The sequence below is a fragment of the Streptomyces sp. NPDC050806 genome (assembly GCF_055586425.1).
Map to the genome: position 1 here is coordinate 226,643 of NZ_JBVJIF010000003.1, position 16,271 is coordinate 242,913.

Below are 16,271 nucleotides of genomic sequence, written 5' to 3' on the forward strand. Positions count from 1 at the left end.
CAGCGGGGCGCGCCCCGCTGCCGGGACGCCCCGCCCTCACACCTCCCGCACCTCGAACGCGTCCAGGACGCATTCCGCCGTCCCGTCGTCCCCGGTCTTCCGCAGTCCCACCCATGCCTCGCCCTCCTCCGGGGCGGTGAACTCGTAGGTGTGGACGGTGGGCCGGGTGGCCACGGGGAGCGGTGTGCGGCTCAGCTCCCGTGCCGTCGGGCTGTCGACGGCGGTGATCCAGGCGTACTGGCCGGCCTTCTCGTTCTCGTACCGGAAGGTGACCCGGTAGCGGCGGCCGGGCGCGAAGCGCACGGTGTGCGGGACGGTCCGGTAGACCAGCCCCTCGTTCTCACCGCGCGACTTCAGGGACTGGCCGCCGTCGATCACGTCGTCGACGGCCTTTCCGTTCCAGCCGCGCTGGGTGTAGGGCGCGTGGCGCTGGGCGATGTGGGTGCGCGGGTCGTTGGCGCCGCCCGCGTCGCCCTTGACGAAGACGCCCCAGCCCTGCGGTACGTGCTCGAAGTCCTCGTACGCCAGGGTGCCGGGCTTCGTCGAGTGGACGGCCGGGACGACGCGTACGTTGTCGAAGCGGACGCGGGCCTGTCCCGCGGCGGCCTTCAGGGACAGCGTCACCGGGCCGCCGCCCTCGGGGACGGTGAAGCGGGTGAACATCCGCTGGAAGCGGGTGCCGTGCTTGCGGTCGGCGCCCACGAAGTTGCCGGCCGTGGAGGTCTCGGTCCAGTTGCCGGCGGTGACCCCGTCGGCGGTGCGTACGACCAGTTCGGCGCGGCGCCGCTCCCCCGCCTTCTCGCCGACCTCGACCTGGACGGATGCCGCGTAGCTGCCGGGCGCGAGGCGGTGCAGGCGGCGGGCCACCGTGGCGGCAGCGCCGGCCCCGATGACCAGTTCGTAGTCGCCCAGCGCGCTCGCGCGCACCGCCGCCGGGCCGGTGACCTGCCAGCCGTCGAGCGTGCCGGAGTGGAAGCCGGGGTCGGGCAGGGGCGTGCCCTCGCCCCAGCCGGGCGCCTCCTGCGCCGCGGCCCGCCGCTTGTGGACGACGTACGGGACGCCGGCCGCCGCGTCGAGGGTGACCTTGCCGCCCGTGACCGGCAGCCGCCGCTCGTCGGCCCGGCCCTGGTCGGTGAGGCGGTACAGGTACACCGTGCCGGTCCGCCAGCCGCGCGGCAGGGTCCAGGTCGTCGTGCCGCCCGCGGGGTTGTAGTGGTAGAGCTTCTGCGGGTCGGTGGCGCGGCGCGGTTCCCACGGCAGCAGGTAGGTGCCGTCGTCGTACACCAGCCTCCCGTCCGTGGTGATCCGCCGCTTGCCGCCGTCGGCGTCGGAGACGGCCGTACGGGTCGGGCCCTCGAAGGTGATCTCGTGCTCGCCCCAGGTCCTGACGGGGTACGCCTGGAGGTACTTGGCGGGCAGCGCGTCCCGCCAGATGATCTCGTAGAAGGCGTGCCAGTCGGTCTTGCCGACCCAGCCTTCGAAGTTGCCCATGCGGGGTGCGCCCAGGAGTGTCGGCCACTTGTCGGCGAAGACGTCCTTGTGGTGGTTGCGGAGGAAGCGGATCAGCTTGCTGTTGATGCCGCGGGAGGTGTCGCCGCCGTAGTCGGTCTCGTTGGCCCAGTGCGACCAGAGGGAGGAGCGTTCCAGGCCGTGGCCCCATTCGGTGGTGATCTGCCAGCCCTGGTCGCGGAGGTGGCGCTGGAGGCGGTCGGAGTTCCAGCCGGACTCGCGGAAGACGTCGATGTAGAGGGTGTTCAGGGCCGGGTCGGTCTCGTCGCGCAGCTGCTGGAAGCGGGCGGCGATGTCGCCTGAGACCAGGTCGCGGCGGGCGTCGATGCGGTACGACCGGTCGAGCCAGTCCCACTGCTCGTCCGTCCTGTCCACCAGCTTCTCGGAGAAGGCGTGCGCGACCGGGTAGGACTCGGTGGCGTTGACGTGCACGGCGAAGTCGCTGTTCCACTTCTTTCCCGCGCGGACCAGTGCGTTGAGGTCGTCCAGGCCGCCGGCGCGGGTGTTGTGGTTGCCGCCGTAGTCCGGGTGCGCGGAGTCGTGGCCCTCGGACTGGTAGCCCTTGAGGAGGGTGAACTGCCGCAGCCCGTCGGTGGCGAGGGAGATCCGCTTGACGTGGTCGAGGGTGGCGAGGAACGGGTTGGTGGCCTGGCTGGCGAAGTTGAAGGGGATGTGCGGGACGACGCGGAGGTGCTGCTCGTCGGCGCCGAGCGGCTCGACCATGATGTCGCGCAGCGCGATGGCGGCGTCCTGCCAGTCGACGCGGCCGTCGCCGTTGCGGTCGCGGGTGAGGATCACGGTGGCGTACGGCAGCGGTTCGGTGGCGTCCACGGGGGCGGTCGCCGCGCGGTGCGTCCACTGGCCGCAGGCCAGGCGCGCCTCGGTGTGACCGTCGCGGCGTACGGTCTGCCGCCACAGCCGGCCGTTCTCCCAGGTGGTGGCCCCGGCGGGCTTGTCGTACACGGTGTTGGTCTCCAGCGCGGCGGCCAGCTCGTCGGTGGCGACGACGGCGTACGCGCAGCCGAGGGGCGCGGCGTCGGCGGGCGTGTCGTCGGTGACCCGGACGAGGGTGTCGCCGCTCTTGGCCTTGTCCAGTTCGACGCGGGCCGCGAGGAGGGTGGCGCCGGGCTGGTCGCTGCGGACGCTGAGCAGCGCGAGCGCGGGGATCTGGAGGGTGCCGACGCGCAGCGCCGCGGTGTCGGTGATCCGTGTGACGCGCCAGCCGACCTGCCATCCGTCGACGGTGACCGTCACGTCGATCTCGGTGCCGCCGTCGAAGGCGAGGGTGTAGGCGATGCGGTCGCCGGAGGGCCGCGCGGTGACCTTCGGGGTGTGTGCGGTGCCGTCGATGACGACCTCGGTGACCGGCTCGGCCCGGCCGTGCAGGACGGCGCCGGTGCCGGTGTCGGTGTAGTCGATGACGCGGGGGAAGGCGGTGTCGACGCGGACCTGGAGGTGGTCGGAGCGGAGTACGGCCTCGCCCGCCCGGGGTGCCGCGTGTGCGGTGCCGGCGCCGAGGGGCAGGGCGGTGCCGAGGGCGGCGAGGGCGGTGGTGGCGACGACGGTCCTGCGGCTGGGCCCGTGCCCGTCACCTGTGTGTCCGTTCACGCGCACTGTCCTCCTTCGCACCGGCGGTCCTGTCGCGCACAGCGTGCTGCCCGTGCGTCGGGTGCGCCCATGGACAAAGGAGGGACAGGTGTTGGACTAACGGAGGGGCGGAGGCGGGGCGGCTGGAGGGGCGGAGGCGGACCGGTAGAGGGGTGGGACCGGCGGAGGGGCGGTGCCGCCGCACGCGGCACCGCCCCCGTCAGCGGCGTGTTCAGCCGCCGAGCTCGCCCGCGCCCTTCTTTATGTCCGCGGCGAAGGCGCTCACCTCGGTGTAGACGCCGGGCTTGCCGGGACGTGCGCAGCCCTCGCCCCAGCTGACGATGCCGACCTGGATCCAGTCACCGGCGTCGTCCTTGCGGAACATCGGGCCGCCGGAGTCGCCCTGGCAGGTGTCCACGCCGCCGGTGTCCAGCTTGCCGGCGCACAGTTCGTCGCCCGGGGTGAGGTCGGCGCCGTACGCCTGCTCGCAGGTGGCGTCGTCGATGAACGGCACCTCGGCCTTGAGGAGGTAGCGCTGCTGGCTGCCGCCCTCCTTGTCGGCGCCCCAGCCGGCGATGGTGAAGTCGCCGGTGTTGTAGGTGTCGTTCTCGGCGATCTTCAGGGTGGGGATGTCCTCGATCGGCTTGGCGAGCTTGATCAGGGCCCAGTCCTTGCCCTTGCCGTTGTAGCCCGGGGCCTGGAGGACCTCGGTGGACTTCACCTTCACGGCGGCGGAGTCCTGGAGGTCGACCACGCCGGCGGTCGCGGTGATGGAGGTGTCGGGGCCGCTGCCGTCCACGCAGTGCGCGGCGGTCAGCACGACGTCCTTGGCGTACAGGGCGCCGCCGCAGCCCATGGACAGGCGGATCATGAAGGGGAACTCGCCCTGCTGGGCGCGGGTGCCGCCGACGACCTTGGTCTCGTTCCCGCCGTCACGGGCGGGGGTGGCGGCGCCTGCGGTGCCGGGCTGGAGGCTGACGGCCGCGAGGGCCACGGCTCCGACGGCTGCGGCTCTCTTGAGGTGCTTCAGGTAGCTCAACGGGCTTCCTTTCGTGGGGGGTTGCGCGCCAAGACGGCTGTCAATGACGGGCCCATGCCAACACCGGAGCCGGTGTCCGCCGCCGGGAGGAACATCTGCGGAATCAATGGCGGCGCACGGAAAGGCGTCCGGACCCAGTGGGGGTGAGCCCGTAAAGCGCCCTGCGATTATGTGGAACGAGAGACAAGAGTGACAAGGGCATCCAACCGCTCAATTCCGTTGTACCCGGGGGCAGTACGCCCCATACCGCCCGGTCGCTCCTGCTCGTAGAGTGGTGGAGTGGCAGTGGGAGGCACCGGGCGTCCGGGCGGTCCCGGCAGCCCGGGCCGGTCGGCCGGCCCCGGCAGCGAGGTCGTGCACGGCTACCCGCACCTGGAAACGGTCCGCTCGGCCGTCACCGCGCTCTACAAGCGTCTTTCGTACGACACGGTGCGCACCTTCGACATGGCGGTGCCGCCCGTCGACGCGGCGTTCGCCGCCCAGGAGGACCTGCACCTGGGCGTGCAGCGGGTGGCCCGCACGATGGTGGCGCACCTGCGGCTGCCGGACGCCCGAATGATCGTTTCCTTCCGGACGATGCGGCACGCCGCTCATGTCGAACTGACCGCGGGCCCCGAGTACTTCATCGAGCTCAACGACCGCTTCCGGAACCACCGCGAGGACATCGCCGCCGCCCTCGCCCACGAAGTGATGCACATCTACCTGCACCGCCTGGGCCTGTCCTTTCCCGGTACGCACGCCAACGAGATCCTCACCGACACCGCGACCGCCTACCTCGGCGCCGGCTGGCTGCTGCTGGACGCCTACCGGGAGCACGGCAACGCCTCGCAGAAGCTGGGCTATCTCACCCCCGAGGAGTTCGGGTACGTCCTCGCCAAGCGGGCGCTGTTCTTCGGCGAGGACCCCGCGCCGTGGTTCACCAGCCCGCAGGCGTACGACGCCTACCGCGCGGGCCGGCTGCGGGCGCTGCGGGACACCCGGCAGCCGCCGCTGGCCGCCGCCGGCCGGTCCGAGCGGCGGCGGTACGCCAAGGACCGGCGCGCCGCACGGGTACCGCGCGGCGCTCCCGGCCCGCCGCCGGACGCCGGGTACGTCTTCGACGGGCCGGGGCCGCTGCGCGTCACCTTCCCGTGCCCGGTCTGCCACCAGCGCGTGCGGCTGCCGGTGCGCGGCCCGGTCCGCGCCCGCTGCACGCTGTGCCGCACGGAGCTGGAGTGCGACACGTAGGAGGGACGGTTACAGCCAGTCGGTGTCGGGCGTGGCCGCCGCCAGCACCGCCGCCGCGTCCCCGAGCACCGGCTCGCCGTGCGGCACGCACACCGTCTCCAGCGGCGTGAGCGACGCCAGCCGCCGGAAGGAGGCGATCGCCGCCGCCCGGTCGACATTGAACGGACCGAGCACCACCCGCCCCTCCCCCTCGCCGATGATGTCGCCGGGGAAGAGCACCCCGGACTCGGGCAGGTGCAGGGCGACGCCGCCGGGGGTGTGACCGTGCGTGGCGTACACGTGCACCGGCTCGCCCCAGCCCTCCAGTACGTCGCCGTCGCGCAGCTCGACGTCGACCGCCGCGGGGCGCAGCTCCGGCAGCCCCGCGGCCGCGAGGCCCGCCATGACCTGCTCGTGCAGCGCCTGCTCGGCGGCGGTGGGGACCGGCTTCGGCTCGGGCGCCTCGCCGCGGATGACCGGGGCGTCGGGCGCGCCGGCCAGCACGGTGGCGCCGGTGGCCGCCGCGAGGTCGGCGGCCGAGCCGATGTGGTCGATGTGCGAGTGGGTGAGCACGATCTGCCGGACGTCCTCGGGGCGCCCGCCGAGCGCGGCCAGTGCCGCCAGGATCGCCGGCGCCGAGCCCGGGACGCCGGTGTCCACCAGGGCGTAGCCGGGCCGCCCCGCGGGACCGCCGGCCGGCAGGCGGACGGCGTACACATGCCCCACGGGGAAGGGGAACTGCCATATGGAGGGGGTGAGTTGTCTGGGTTCCATGCGGTGACACTAAGCAGACTCAGTGCCGAAGTGGCGTGTGCGCGCCGGGCGTTCACCCAGCGCGTAGCGGCCCGCGGGGACGCGCGGGCCGCTGCGCCGCTGCGGCGTCAGTCCTGTCGCCCGTGGGCGTCAGTCCTGCTGTCGTGGGCGTCAGTCCTGCTGTCGTGGGCGGAGCACCGGGCGGAGGGCCTCCAGGACGGCGGGATCCTCGACGGTGGCGGGGACCGGCTCGTCCACGCCGTCGGCGAGGGCGCGCATGCTGCGGCGCAGGATCTTGCCGGAGCGGGTCTTGGGCAGCGCGGGCACGATCACGGCCTCCTTCAGGGCGGCGACCGCGCCGATCTCCCGGCGTACGGACTGCACCAGTTCGGCGGCGACCCGGTCGTGGTCGTCCGTGGCGCCGGCCTTGAGGACCACCAGGGCCCGCGGCACCTGGCCCTTGAGCGCGTCGGCGACGCCGATGACCGCGCACTCCGAGACCGCCGGGTGGCTCGCGAGGACGGCCTCCATCGCCCCCGAGGACAGCCGGTGCCCGGCGACGTTGATCACGTCGTCGGTGCGGCCCATGATGAAGACGTAGCCGTCCTCGTCGACGTACCCGCCGTCGCCGGTCGCGTAGTGGCCGGGGAACCGCGACAGGTACGAGGAGACGTACCGTTCGTCGTCGTTCCAGAGGGTGGGCAGCGAGCCCGGCGGCAGCGGCAGCCGCAGCGCGACCGAGCCGTCCTGCCCGGGGCCGCACGGCTCCCCGTTCTCGTCCAGGACCCGCAGGTCGTAGCCGGGCACCGGCACGGTCGGCGAGCCGGGCTTGACCGGCATCGGGTCCAGTCCGCGCAGGTTGGCGGCGATCGGCCAGCCGGTCTCGGTCTGCCACCAGTTGTCGATCACCGGCACGTCCAGCACGCGGCTCGCCCAGTGGTACGTCCCCGGGTCCAGCCGCTCCCCGGCCATGAAGAGGGTGCGCAGCGAGCCCGTGTCGTGGCCGGCGAGGAGCGCCGCTTCGGGGTCCTCCTTGCGGACGGCGCGCAGTGCGGTGGGCGCGGTGAACAGTGCCTTGACGCGGTGTTCGGCGATCACCCGCCAGAAGGCGGCCGCGTCCGGGGTGCCGACGGGTTTGCCCTCGTACAGGACGGTGGTGGCGCCGGTCAGCAGGGGGGCGTAGACGATGTAGGAGTGGCCGACGACCCAGCCGACGTCGGAGGCCGTCCACCAGACGTCGCCGGGGCCGATGTCGAAGACGTTGGCCATGCTCCAGGTGAGGGCGACGGCGTGGCCGCCGTTGTCGCGGACGACTCCCTTGGGGCGGCCGGTGGTGCCGGAGGTGTAGAGGATGTAGAGCGGGTCGGTGGCGGCGACGGGGACGCAGTCGGCGGGTGCGGCGGCCGCCATGGCCTCGTCCCAGTCCAGGTCCCGCCCGGTCATCCCGGCGCGCTCCTGCGGCCGTTGCAGGATGACGCAGTGGTCGGGCGTGTGCCCGGCGATCCGCAGCGCCTCGTCGAGCATCGGCTTGTACGGCACGACGCGCTTGCCCTCGATGCCGCAGGACGCGGAGACGACGACCTTGGGCCGGGCGTCGTCGATGCGGACGGCGAGCTCCCGCGGCGCGAAGCCGCCGAAGACGACGGAGTGCACGGCACCGAGGCGGGCACAGGCCAGCATCGCGACGGCGGCCTGCGGGACCATCGGCAGGTAGAGGACGACACGGTCGCCTCTGCCGACGCCGAGCGAGCGGAGGACGCCCGCGAACCGGGCCGTCAGATCCAGGAGTTCGGCGTAGCTGAAGTGCTCCCGGGTGCCGGTGACGGGGCTGTCGTGGATCAGCGCGGTGCGGTCGCCGTGGCCGGCGGCGACATGCCGGTCCAGGGCGTTGTAGCAGGTGTTGAGCTCGCCGTCGGGGAACCAGCGGAAGAACGGCGGTCGGTCCGCGTCCAGTACGCGGCCGGGTTTCTTCGTCCAGGACACCGCCTCGGCCGCGGCTCCCCAGAAGCCTTCGGGGTCGCTGATGCTCTGTTCGTGCGCCGCACGGTAGGCACGCATCGTCGCGCTCACTCCTCGTATCGGCCGACCGGCCGCACAGGTCTCCGCTCCCCCGCCCTGCCGGCGTCCTGGTCGGTCTTCGGGCGTCCACTGTGTCCTGTACGGGGCGCCGGAGGAATAGGGGCGCACGGGCGGGCGGGGCGGGCGTGTGGCCGTAGCGGTACGGCGGCCGCCGGGCCGGTCGCGGCGGTGGGGCTTGGAGCGCACTCCAGCGCCTAGGCTCCCCGGTATGAGCCCCTCCATCGCCACCAACACCACCGTCGAACTCGCCGAGCTGCTGGAGTTCGTCCGCCCCCGGCACCGCGCCATCCTGCTGACCCGCCGGTCGGACGGCACCCCGCAGGGCTCGCCGCTGACCTGCGGCGTGGACGACTCGGGCCGGATCGTGATCTCGACATACCCCGAGCGCGCCAAGGTCCGCAACGCCCGCCGCGCGCCGTCCGTCAGCGTCATCGTCCTGTCCGACGAGTGGAACGGCCCGTGGGTGCAGGTCGACGGCGAGGCCGAGGTCATCGACGCGCCGGACTCGGTCGAGCCGCTGGTGGAGTACTTCCGCAACATCTCCGGCGAGCACCCGGACTGGGACGAGTACCGCGCGGCCATGCTCAAGCAGGGCAAGTCCCTCATCCGCATCACCCCCCGCCGCTGGGGCCCCATCGCCACGGGCGGCTTCCCGGCCCGCCTGGCGGAGGACGAGGACCAGGGCTGAGCCGGAGCCGGGACGTCGGCGGGGCGAGTGAAACGCGCCCCGGAATACAGCGCGGCGCCTGCCCTCACCGGTCGGGGAAGGGGCAGGCGCCGCGTTTGTTCCGTACGTCGTTGTACGGGACATCTCTGGGGCCGTCAGGCCGGCACGGGCGTTACACGGCCAGTGCGCGGTCCGTCGGCTTGATGGGGGCGGGCAGGGAGGAAGCGCCGGTCAGGAAGCGGTCCACGCCCTTGGCCGCGGAGCGGCCCTCGGCGATGGCCCAGACGATCAGCGACTGGCCGCGGCCGGCGTCACCGGCGACGAACACACCGGGGACGTTGGTGGCGTACTCCTCGTCACGGGCGATGTTGCCGCGCTGGTCCAGCTCCAGGCCGAACTGCTCGACCAGGCCGTTCTCCTTGTCGGTGCCGGTGAAGCCCATCGCGAGGGTGACCAGCTGAGCCGGGATCTTCCGCTCGGTGCCCGGCTTCTGCTCCAGCTTGCCGTCCTTGAACTCCACCTCGATGAGGTGGAGCGCCTGGACGTTGCCGTCCTCGTCGCCCTCGAAGTGGGTGGTGTTCACGGAGTAGATCCGCTCGCCGCCCTCCTCGTGGGCCGAGGTGACCTTGTAGAGCATCGGGAAGGTCGGCCAGGGCTGGCCCTCGTTCCGCTCCTCGCCCGGCTTGGGCATGATCTCCAGCTGGGTGACGGAGGCCGCGCCCTGGCGGTGCGCGGTGCCGACGCAGTCGGCGCCGGTGTCGCCGCCGCCGATGACGACGACGTGCTTGCCCTCGGCCGAGATCGGGGAGACGGTCAGGTCACCTTCCTGCACCTTGTTCGCGAGGGGGAGGTACTCCATCGCGAAGTGGATGCCCTTGAGGTCGCGGCCGGGCGCCGGCAGGTCGCGGGAGGTGGTCGAGCCCGCGGCGATCACGACGGCGTCGTACCGGCGGCGCAGCTTGGCGGCGTCGATGTCGCGGCCGATCTCCACCTCGGTGCGGAACTTGGTGCCCTCCGCGCGCATCTGCTCGATGCGGCGGTTGATGTGGCGCTTCTCCATCTTGAACTCGGGGATGCCGTAGCGGAGGAGACCACCGATACGGTCCGCGCGCTCGTAGACGGCGACGGTGTGCCCGGCGCGGGTCAGCTGCTGGGCGGCGGCCAGGCCGGCCGGGCCGGAGCCGATGACGGCGACGGTCTTGCCGGACAGGCGCTCGGGCGGCTGCGGGGTGACGTCCCCGTTGTCCCACGCCTTGTCGATGATGGAGACCTCGACGTTCTTGATGGTCACCGGCGGCTGGTTGATGCCGAGCACGCAGGCGGCCTCGCACGGCGCGGGGCAGAGGCGACCGGTGAACTCCGGGAAGTTGTTGGTCGCGTGCAGCCGCTCGCTCGCGGCCTCCCAGTCCTCGCGGTACGCGTAGTCGTTCCACTCGGGGATGAGGTTTCCGAGCGGGCAGCCGTTGTGGCAGAACGGGATGCCGCAGTCCATGCAGCGCGAGGCCTGCTTGCTGATGATCGGCAGCAGGGAGCCGGGCTGGTAGACCTCGTTCCAGTCCTTGACGCGCTCTTCGACGGGACGGGTCTTGGCGACCTCGCGGTCGTGGTTCAGGAAGCCCTTGGGGTCAGCCATTGGTCGCCGCCTCCATCATCTTCTCGTGGGTCTCGGACTCGGAGAGTCCGGCCTGCTCGGCGGCTTCCTTGGCGACGAGCACTGCCTGGTACGTGGGCGGGATGACCTTGCTGAAGCGCGCGGCCGCGCCATCCCAGTCGGCGAGGAGCTTCCCGGCGACGGTGGAGCCGGTCTCCTCCTGGTGGCGGCGCACCACGTCGTGCAGCCACTGCTTGTCGGTGTCGTTCAAGGGGTTGACCGCGCCGGTCATCTCCTTGTTGACGTTGGCCGGGTCCAGGTCGATGACGTACGCGAAGCCGCCGGACATACCGGCCGCGAAGTTGCGGCCCGTCTCGCCCAGGATCACCGCGTTGCCGCCGGTCATGTACTCGCAGCCGTGGTCGCCCACGCCCTCGGAGACCACCGTGGCGCCGGAGTTGCGGACGCAGAAGCGCTCGCCGACCTTGCCGCGCAGGTACAGCTCGCCGCCGGTGGCGCCGTAGGCGAGGGTGTTGCCCGCGATGGTGGAGTACTCGGCCAGGTGGTCGGCGCCGCGGTCCGGGCGGACGACGACGCGGCCGCCGGACAGGCCCTTGCCGACGTAGTCGTTGGCGTCGCCCTCCAGGCGGAGGGTGACCCCCTTCGGCAGGAACGCGCCGAAGGACTGGCCGGCCGAGCCGGTGAAGGTGATGTCGATGGTGTCGTCGGGCAGACCCGCGCCGCCGAACTTCTTCGTCACCTCGTGGCCGAGCATGGTGCCGACCGTGCGGTTGATGTTGCGGATGGCGACCTGCGCCCGGACCGGCTCCGCCTGCTCCGCGGTGTCCGCGTTCAGGGCGTCGGCGGCCAGCTTGATGAGCTGGTTGTCCAGCGCCTTCTCCAGCCCGTGGTCCTGGATGGCGATCTGGTGGCGGACGGAGCCCTCGGGCAGCTCGGGCACGTGCAGCAGCGGGGCCAGGTCCAGGCCCTGCGCCTTCCAGTGGTTCACCGCGCGGGTGGTGTCCAGCAGCTCGGCGTGGCCGACGGCCTCCTCCAGGCTGCGGAAGCCCAGCTCGGCGAGGAGCTCACGGACCTCCTCGGCGATGAACTGGAAGAAGTTGACGACGTACTCGGCCTTGCCGCTGAACCGCTCGCGCAGCGTCGGGTTCTGGGTGGCGATGCCGACCGGGCAGGTGTCCAGGTGGCAGACGCGCATCATGACGCAGCCGGAGACCACCAGCGGGGCGGTCGCGAAGCCGTACTCCTCGGCGCCCAGCAGGGCGGCGATGACCACGTCGCGGCCGGTCTTCAGCTGGCCGTCGGTCTGCACGACGATGCGGTCGCGCAGGCCGTTGAGGAGCAGCGTCTGCTGGGTCTCGGCGAGGCCGAGCTCCCAGGGGCCGCCGGCGTGCTTCAGCGAGGTGAGCGGCGAGGCGCCCGTACCGCCGTCGTGGCCGGAGATGAGGACGACGTCCGCGTGCGCCTTGGAGACACCCGCGGCGACCGTGCCGACGCCGACCTCGGAGACCAGCTTCACGTGGATGCGGGCCTGCGGGTTGGCGTTCTTGAGGTCGTGGATCAGCTGAGCCAGGTCCTCGATGGAGTAGATGTCGTGGTGCGGCGGCGGGGAGATCAGGCCCACGCCGGGCGTCGAGTGACGCGTCTTGGCGACCCACGGGTAGACCTTGTGGCCGGGCAGCTGGCCGCCCTCGCCGGGCTTGGCGCCCTGGGCCATCTTGATCTGGATGTCGTCGGAGTTGACCAGGTACTCGGACGTGACACCGAAGCGGCCGGAGGCGACCTGCTTGATGGACGAGCGGCGCGCCGGGTCGTACAGGCGCTCCGGGTCCTCGCCGCCCTCACCGGTGTTGGACTTGCCGCCCAGCTGGTTCATGGCGATGGCGAGGGTCTCGTGCGCCTCCTGGGAGATGGAGCCGTACGACATGGCGCCGGTGGAGAACCGCTTGACGATCTCGCTGACCGGCTCGACCTCCTCGATCGGGATCGAGGGCCGGTCGGACTTGAAGCCGAACAGGCCGCGCAGCGTCATCAGGCGCTCGGACTGCTCGTTCACCCGCTCGGTGTACTTCTTGAAGATGTCGTACTTGCCCGAGCGCGCGGAGTGCTGCAGGCGGAAGACGGTCTCCGGGTCGAAGAGGTGCGGCTCGCCCTCGCGGCGCCACTGGTACTCGCCGCCGATGTCCAGCGCGCGGTGCGCCGGGGCGATGCCGGAGGCCGGGTACGCCTTGGCGTGCCGCTGGGCGACCTCCTTGGCGACGACGTCCAGGCCCGCGCCGCCGATCTTGGTGGCGGTGCCGTGGAAGTACTTGTCGACGAAGGCCTCGTCCAGGCCGACGGCCTCGAAGACCTGCGCGCCGCGGTAGGAGGCGACGGTGGAGATGCCCATCTTGGACATGACCTTCAGGACGCCCTTGCCGAGCGCCTTGATCAGGTGCTTGATGGCGGTCTCGGCCTCGATGCCGGGCAGGAAGGTGCCGGCGCGGACCAGGTCCTCAACGGACTCCATGGCCAGGTACGGGTTGACCGCGGCGGCGCCGTAGCCGATCAGCAGCGCGACGTGGTGCACCTCGCGGACGTCACCGGCCTCGACGAGCAGGCCCACCTGGGTGCGCTGCTTCGTGCGGATGAGGTGGTGGTGGACGGCGGAGGTGAGCAGCAGCGACGGGATCGGCGCGTGCTCGGCGTCGGAGTGCCGGTCGGAGAGGACGATCAGGCGGGCGCCGTCCTCGATGGCGGCCTCGGCCTCGGAGCAGATCTCGTCGATACGGGCCGCGAGGGACTCGCCGCCGCCGCTGACGCGGTAGAGGCCGGAGAGGGTCACGGCCGTCATGCCCGGCATGTCGCCGTCGGCGTTGATGTGGATGAGCTTGGCCAGCTCATCGTTGTCGATCACCGGGAAGGGCAGGGTGACGCTGCGGCAGGAGGCCGCGGTGGGGTCCAGGAGGTTGCCCTGGGGGCCGAGCGAGGAGATCAGCGAGGTGACGAGCTCCTCGCGGATGGCGTCCAGCGGCGGGTTGGTGACCTGCGCGAACAGCTGGGTGAAGTAGTCGAACAGCAGCCGGGGGCGCTCGGAGAGCGCGGCGATCGGCGAGTCCGTACCCATCGAACCGATGGGCTCGGCACCGGCCTTGGCCATCGGCGCGAGGAGGACGCGCAGCTCTTCCTCGGTGTAGCCGAAGGTCTGCTGGCGGCGGGTGACCGAGGCGTGGGTGTGCACGATGTGCTCGCGCTCGGGGAGGTCCTCCAGCTCGATCTCGCCGGCCTCCAGCCACTCGGCGTAGGGCTGTTCGGCGGCGAGGGCGCCCTTGATCTCGTCGTCCTCGACGATGCGGTGCTCGGCGGTGTCCACGAGGAACATCCGGCCGGGCTGGAGGCGGCCCTTGCGGACGACCTTGGCGGGGTCGATGTCCAGGACGCCGACCTCGGAGGAGAGCACGACGAGGCCGTCGTCGGTGACCCAGTAGCGGCCGGGGCGCAGGCCGTTGCGGTCCAGGACCGCGCCGACCTGGGTGCCGTCGGTGAAGGTGACGCAGGCCGGGCCGTCCCAGGGCTCCATCATCGTGGAGTGGTACTGGTAGAAGGCGCGCCGGGCCGGGTCCATGGAGGGGCTGTTCTCCCAGGCCTCCGGGACCATCATCAGCACGGAGTGCGGCAGCGAGCGGCCGCCGAGGTGGAGCAGCTCCAGGACCTCGTCGAAGGACGCGGAGTCCGAGGCGTCCGGCGTACAGACGGGGAACAGGCGCTCCAGCGTCTCGGTGGAGTCGCCGAAGAGCTTCGAGGCGAGCTGGGACTCGCGGGCGCGCATCCAGTTGCGGTTGCCCTTGACCGTGTTGATCTCGCCGTTGTGCGCGACGAAGCGGTACGGGTGGGCCAGCGGCCAGCTCGGGAAGGTGTTGGTGGAGAACCGCGAGTGGACCAGCGCGATGGCGGTGGCGAAGCGGCGGTCGGAGAGGTCCGGGAAGAACGGCTCCAGCTGACCGGTGGTCAGCATGCCCTTGTAGACGATGGTCCGGGCGGAGAGCGAGGGGAAGTACACGCCGGCCTCGCGCTCGGCGCGCTTGCGCAGCACGAAGGCCTTGCGGTCCAGGGCCAGCCCGGAGTTCTCGCCGTCGGAGACAAAAATCTGGGAGAAGGCCGGCATGGTGGCGCGGGCACCGTTGCCGAGCAGCTGCGGGGCGACGGGGACGACGCGCCAGCCGAGGACGTTCAGCCCTTCCTCGGACGCAATCGTCTCGATCTTCGAGACGGCGGCCTGGGCCTCCTCGGCGTCCGAGGGGAGGAAGGCGATACCCGCGGCGTAGGCGCCGGCCTCGGGAAGGCCGAAGGTGACGTTCTCGCGCAGGAAGGCGTCGGGAATCTGCAGGAGGATGCCCGCACCGTCGCCGGAGTCGGGCTCGGAGCCGGTGGCGCCGCGGTGTTCGAGGTTCCGCAGAACAGTCAGGGCCTGCTCGACCAGCGCGTGGCTCGCCTCACCGGTGAGGGTCGCGACAAAGCCGACGCCACAGGCGTCGTGCTCGTTGCGCGGGTCGTACATCCCCTGCTGGGCGGGGCGCCCGTCCATGGGCGACCAGGCGGCGCTGGTGGCGCTGCCGGTGGTCGCGGAGTGCGTGGACGCGGAACGCATCGGCTCTCCCAACGTCGTCGTGGCATGTGCAGTGCCGAGGGACGACGTTGGCCCTCCGCGAATTTTGCGTGCAGGTTACAGGATGACCTCGATCTCGGGAATCGGATAGAGGCTTCCAGCATGCGGACACCGCTCAGGGCGGTGGATCGAGAACGCAGTGGGACAGAGCATCGTCCGACAGCGCGGGTCGCCGGCAAGCGACGTTGCCTCCGGCGTCAGTGCCTTATGCCCGCTGGTCATTTTCTGAAACCGCGAGGTAACACGTTAATTATGCGCCTGCACGCATAGGAAGTCACCCTACGGCGGTTCCGAACAGTGCGCCCAGGACGTACGTCACACCTGCGGCGGCACCACCGAGGGCCAACTGGCGCAACCCGCTGTACCACCACGAACGCGCCGTCACCCGAGCCACCACCGCACCGCAGCCGAAGAGTCCGAGCAGCGCCAGGATCACGGCGGGCCACAGCGCGGAGGCACCCAGAAGGTACGGCAACACCGGCAGCAGCGCACCCAGCGCGAAGGAGCCGAACGAGGAACCGGCGGCGACGAGCGGAGAGGGCAGGTCCGACGGATCCACGCCCAGCTCCTCGCGCGCGTGAATCTCCAGGGCCTGCTCCGGGTCCTTCGAGAGCTGCGCGGCCACCTCGCGGGCGAGAGCCGGCTCCACGCCGCGCGACGCGTACAGGGCGGCCAGCTCGGCCTGCTCGTCCTTGGGGTGCTTGCGCAGCTCACGGCGCTCCACGTCCAGTTCCGCCTGGACCAGCTCACGCTGCGAGGCCACCGAGGTGTACTCACCGGCGGCCATCGAGAAGGCACCGGCGGCCAGGCCGGCCAGCCCCGTGATGACGAGGGTCTGCTGCGACACCGAGCCGCCGGCCACCCCCGTCATCAGGGCGAGGTTGGAGACCAGGCCGTCCATCGCGCCGAACACCGCCGGGCGGAGCCAGCCGCCGTTCACGTCACGGTGGGTGTGGTTGTCACGGTGGGCAATGTGCGTAGGAGCCGACGCGTCCATGACATCTGTGACGGACATAAGGGACCTCTCCCTCCCTCACGAGGTGTGGGCCGATGAGCGGCACTTCCCCCTGGAACACTTTCGAAGTTATGCGGCCCACACCCCTCCGCGCTAGCAAGGAAGGCCGTACTTACCGCTCTGACCTGCAAATTTACCAAGACGATCACCGCGTGATCCGGC

9 protein-coding genes are annotated in these 16,271 nt (G+C 71.6%); 2 read left to right on the plus strand and 7 right to left on the minus strand.

Going from position 1 to position 16,271, the window contains the following annotated elements; translation table 11 throughout:
- Positions 1-36: 36 nt before the first annotated feature.
- A complete protein-coding gene (locus ACZ6WH_RS10330) occupies positions 37-3,117 on the minus strand; it encodes an endo-alpha-N-acetylgalactosaminidase family protein (protein WP_469727449.1) in 3,081 nt (1,026 codons plus the stop codon).
- Positions 3,118-3,328: 211 nt separating this feature from the next.
- Positions 3,329-4,135, minus strand: coding sequence for a S1 family peptidase (locus ACZ6WH_RS10335; RefSeq protein WP_469727450.1), 807 nt, complete (start codon positions 4,133-4,135; stop codon positions 3,329-3,331).
- A gap of 285 nt (positions 4,136-4,420) precedes the next feature.
- Between ACZ6WH_RS10335 and ACZ6WH_RS10340 the strand changes: the two genes are divergently transcribed.
- On the plus strand, positions 4,421-5,362 hold the full coding sequence (locus ACZ6WH_RS10340) for a hypothetical protein (protein ID WP_469727994.1): 942 nt from the start codon (positions 4,421-4,423) through the stop codon (positions 5,360-5,362).
- A gap of 9 nt (positions 5,363-5,371) precedes the next feature.
- On the opposite strand, the gene ACZ6WH_RS10345 is transcribed toward ACZ6WH_RS10340, so the two are convergent.
- Together ACZ6WH_RS10345 and ACZ6WH_RS10350 are read right to left on the minus strand one after the other, a co-directional pair.
- A complete protein-coding gene (locus tag ACZ6WH_RS10345) occupies positions 5,372-6,115 on the minus strand; it encodes an MBL fold metallo-hydrolase (protein ID WP_469727452.1) in 744 nt (247 codons plus the stop codon).
- Between the two features lie 150 nt (positions 6,116-6,265).
- Positions 6,266-8,152 carry a propionyl-CoA synthetase gene (locus tag ACZ6WH_RS10350; RefSeq protein WP_469727454.1) on the minus strand — a complete coding sequence of 629 codons (1,887 nt, stop codon included), beginning with the start codon at positions 8,150-8,152 and terminating at the stop codon, positions 6,266-6,268.
- Positions 8,153-8,381: 229 nt separating this feature from the next.
- Here ACZ6WH_RS10350 and ACZ6WH_RS10355 point away from each other — a divergent pair, with 229 nt between their 5' ends.
- Entirely contained in the window at positions 8,382-8,861 is a 480-nt protein-coding gene (locus tag ACZ6WH_RS10355) for a PPOX class F420-dependent oxidoreductase (RefSeq protein WP_432852982.1), read from the plus strand.
- A gap of 151 nt (positions 8,862-9,012) precedes the next feature.
- Here the strand turns inward: ACZ6WH_RS10355 and ACZ6WH_RS10360 are convergent, their stop codons facing one another.
- The 3 genes from ACZ6WH_RS10360 to ACZ6WH_RS10370 all read right to left on the minus strand — a co-directional run bounded on the left by ACZ6WH_RS10360 (position 9,013) and on the right by ACZ6WH_RS10370 (position 16,109).
- Positions 9,013-10,473: a glutamate synthase subunit beta gene (locus ACZ6WH_RS10360; RefSeq protein ID WP_469727456.1), complete on the minus strand. Its 1,461-nt coding sequence runs from the start codon at positions 10,471-10,473 to the stop codon at positions 9,013-9,015.
- A complete protein-coding gene (gene gltB / locus ACZ6WH_RS10365) occupies positions 10,466-15,076 on the minus strand; it encodes a glutamate synthase large subunit (protein ID WP_469727458.1) in 4,611 nt (1,536 codons plus the stop codon). Before gltB ends, ACZ6WH_RS10360 begins: the two co-directional genes overlap by 8 nt.
- A 292-nt stretch (positions 15,077-15,368) precedes the next feature.
- Positions 15,369-16,109: a VIT1/CCC1 transporter family protein gene (locus ACZ6WH_RS10370; RefSeq protein WP_469727460.1), complete on the minus strand. Its 741-nt coding sequence runs from the start codon at positions 16,107-16,109 to the stop codon at positions 15,369-15,371.
- Between the last annotated feature and the right edge of the window lie 162 nt (positions 16,110-16,271).

What these genes read in the sequence shown, in the direction of transcription:
- ACZ6WH_RS10350 (WP_469727454.1), bottom strand. Translation starts at nt 8,152, where the DNA reads ATGCGTGCCTACCGTGCGGCGCACGAACAGAGCATCAGCGACCCCGAA.
- ACZ6WH_RS10370 (WP_469727460.1), bottom strand. Translation starts at nt 16,109, where the DNA reads ATGTCCGTCACAGATGTCATGGACGCGTCGGCTCCTACGCACATTGCC.
- gltB (WP_469727458.1), bottom strand. Translation starts at nt 15,076, where the DNA reads ATGCGTTCCGCGTCCACGCACTCCGCGACCACCGGCAGCGCCACCAGC.
- ACZ6WH_RS10355 (WP_432852982.1), top strand. Translation starts at nt 8,382, where the DNA reads ATGAGCCCCTCCATCGCCACCAACACCACCGTCGAACTCGCCGAGCTG.
- ACZ6WH_RS10360 (WP_469727456.1), bottom strand. Translation starts at nt 10,473, where the DNA reads ATGGCTGACCCCAAGGGCTTCCTGAACCACGACCGCGAGGTCGCCAAG.
- ACZ6WH_RS10345 (WP_469727452.1), bottom strand. Translation starts at nt 6,115, where the DNA reads ATGGAACCCAGACAACTCACCCCCTCCATATGGCAGTTCCCCTTCCCC.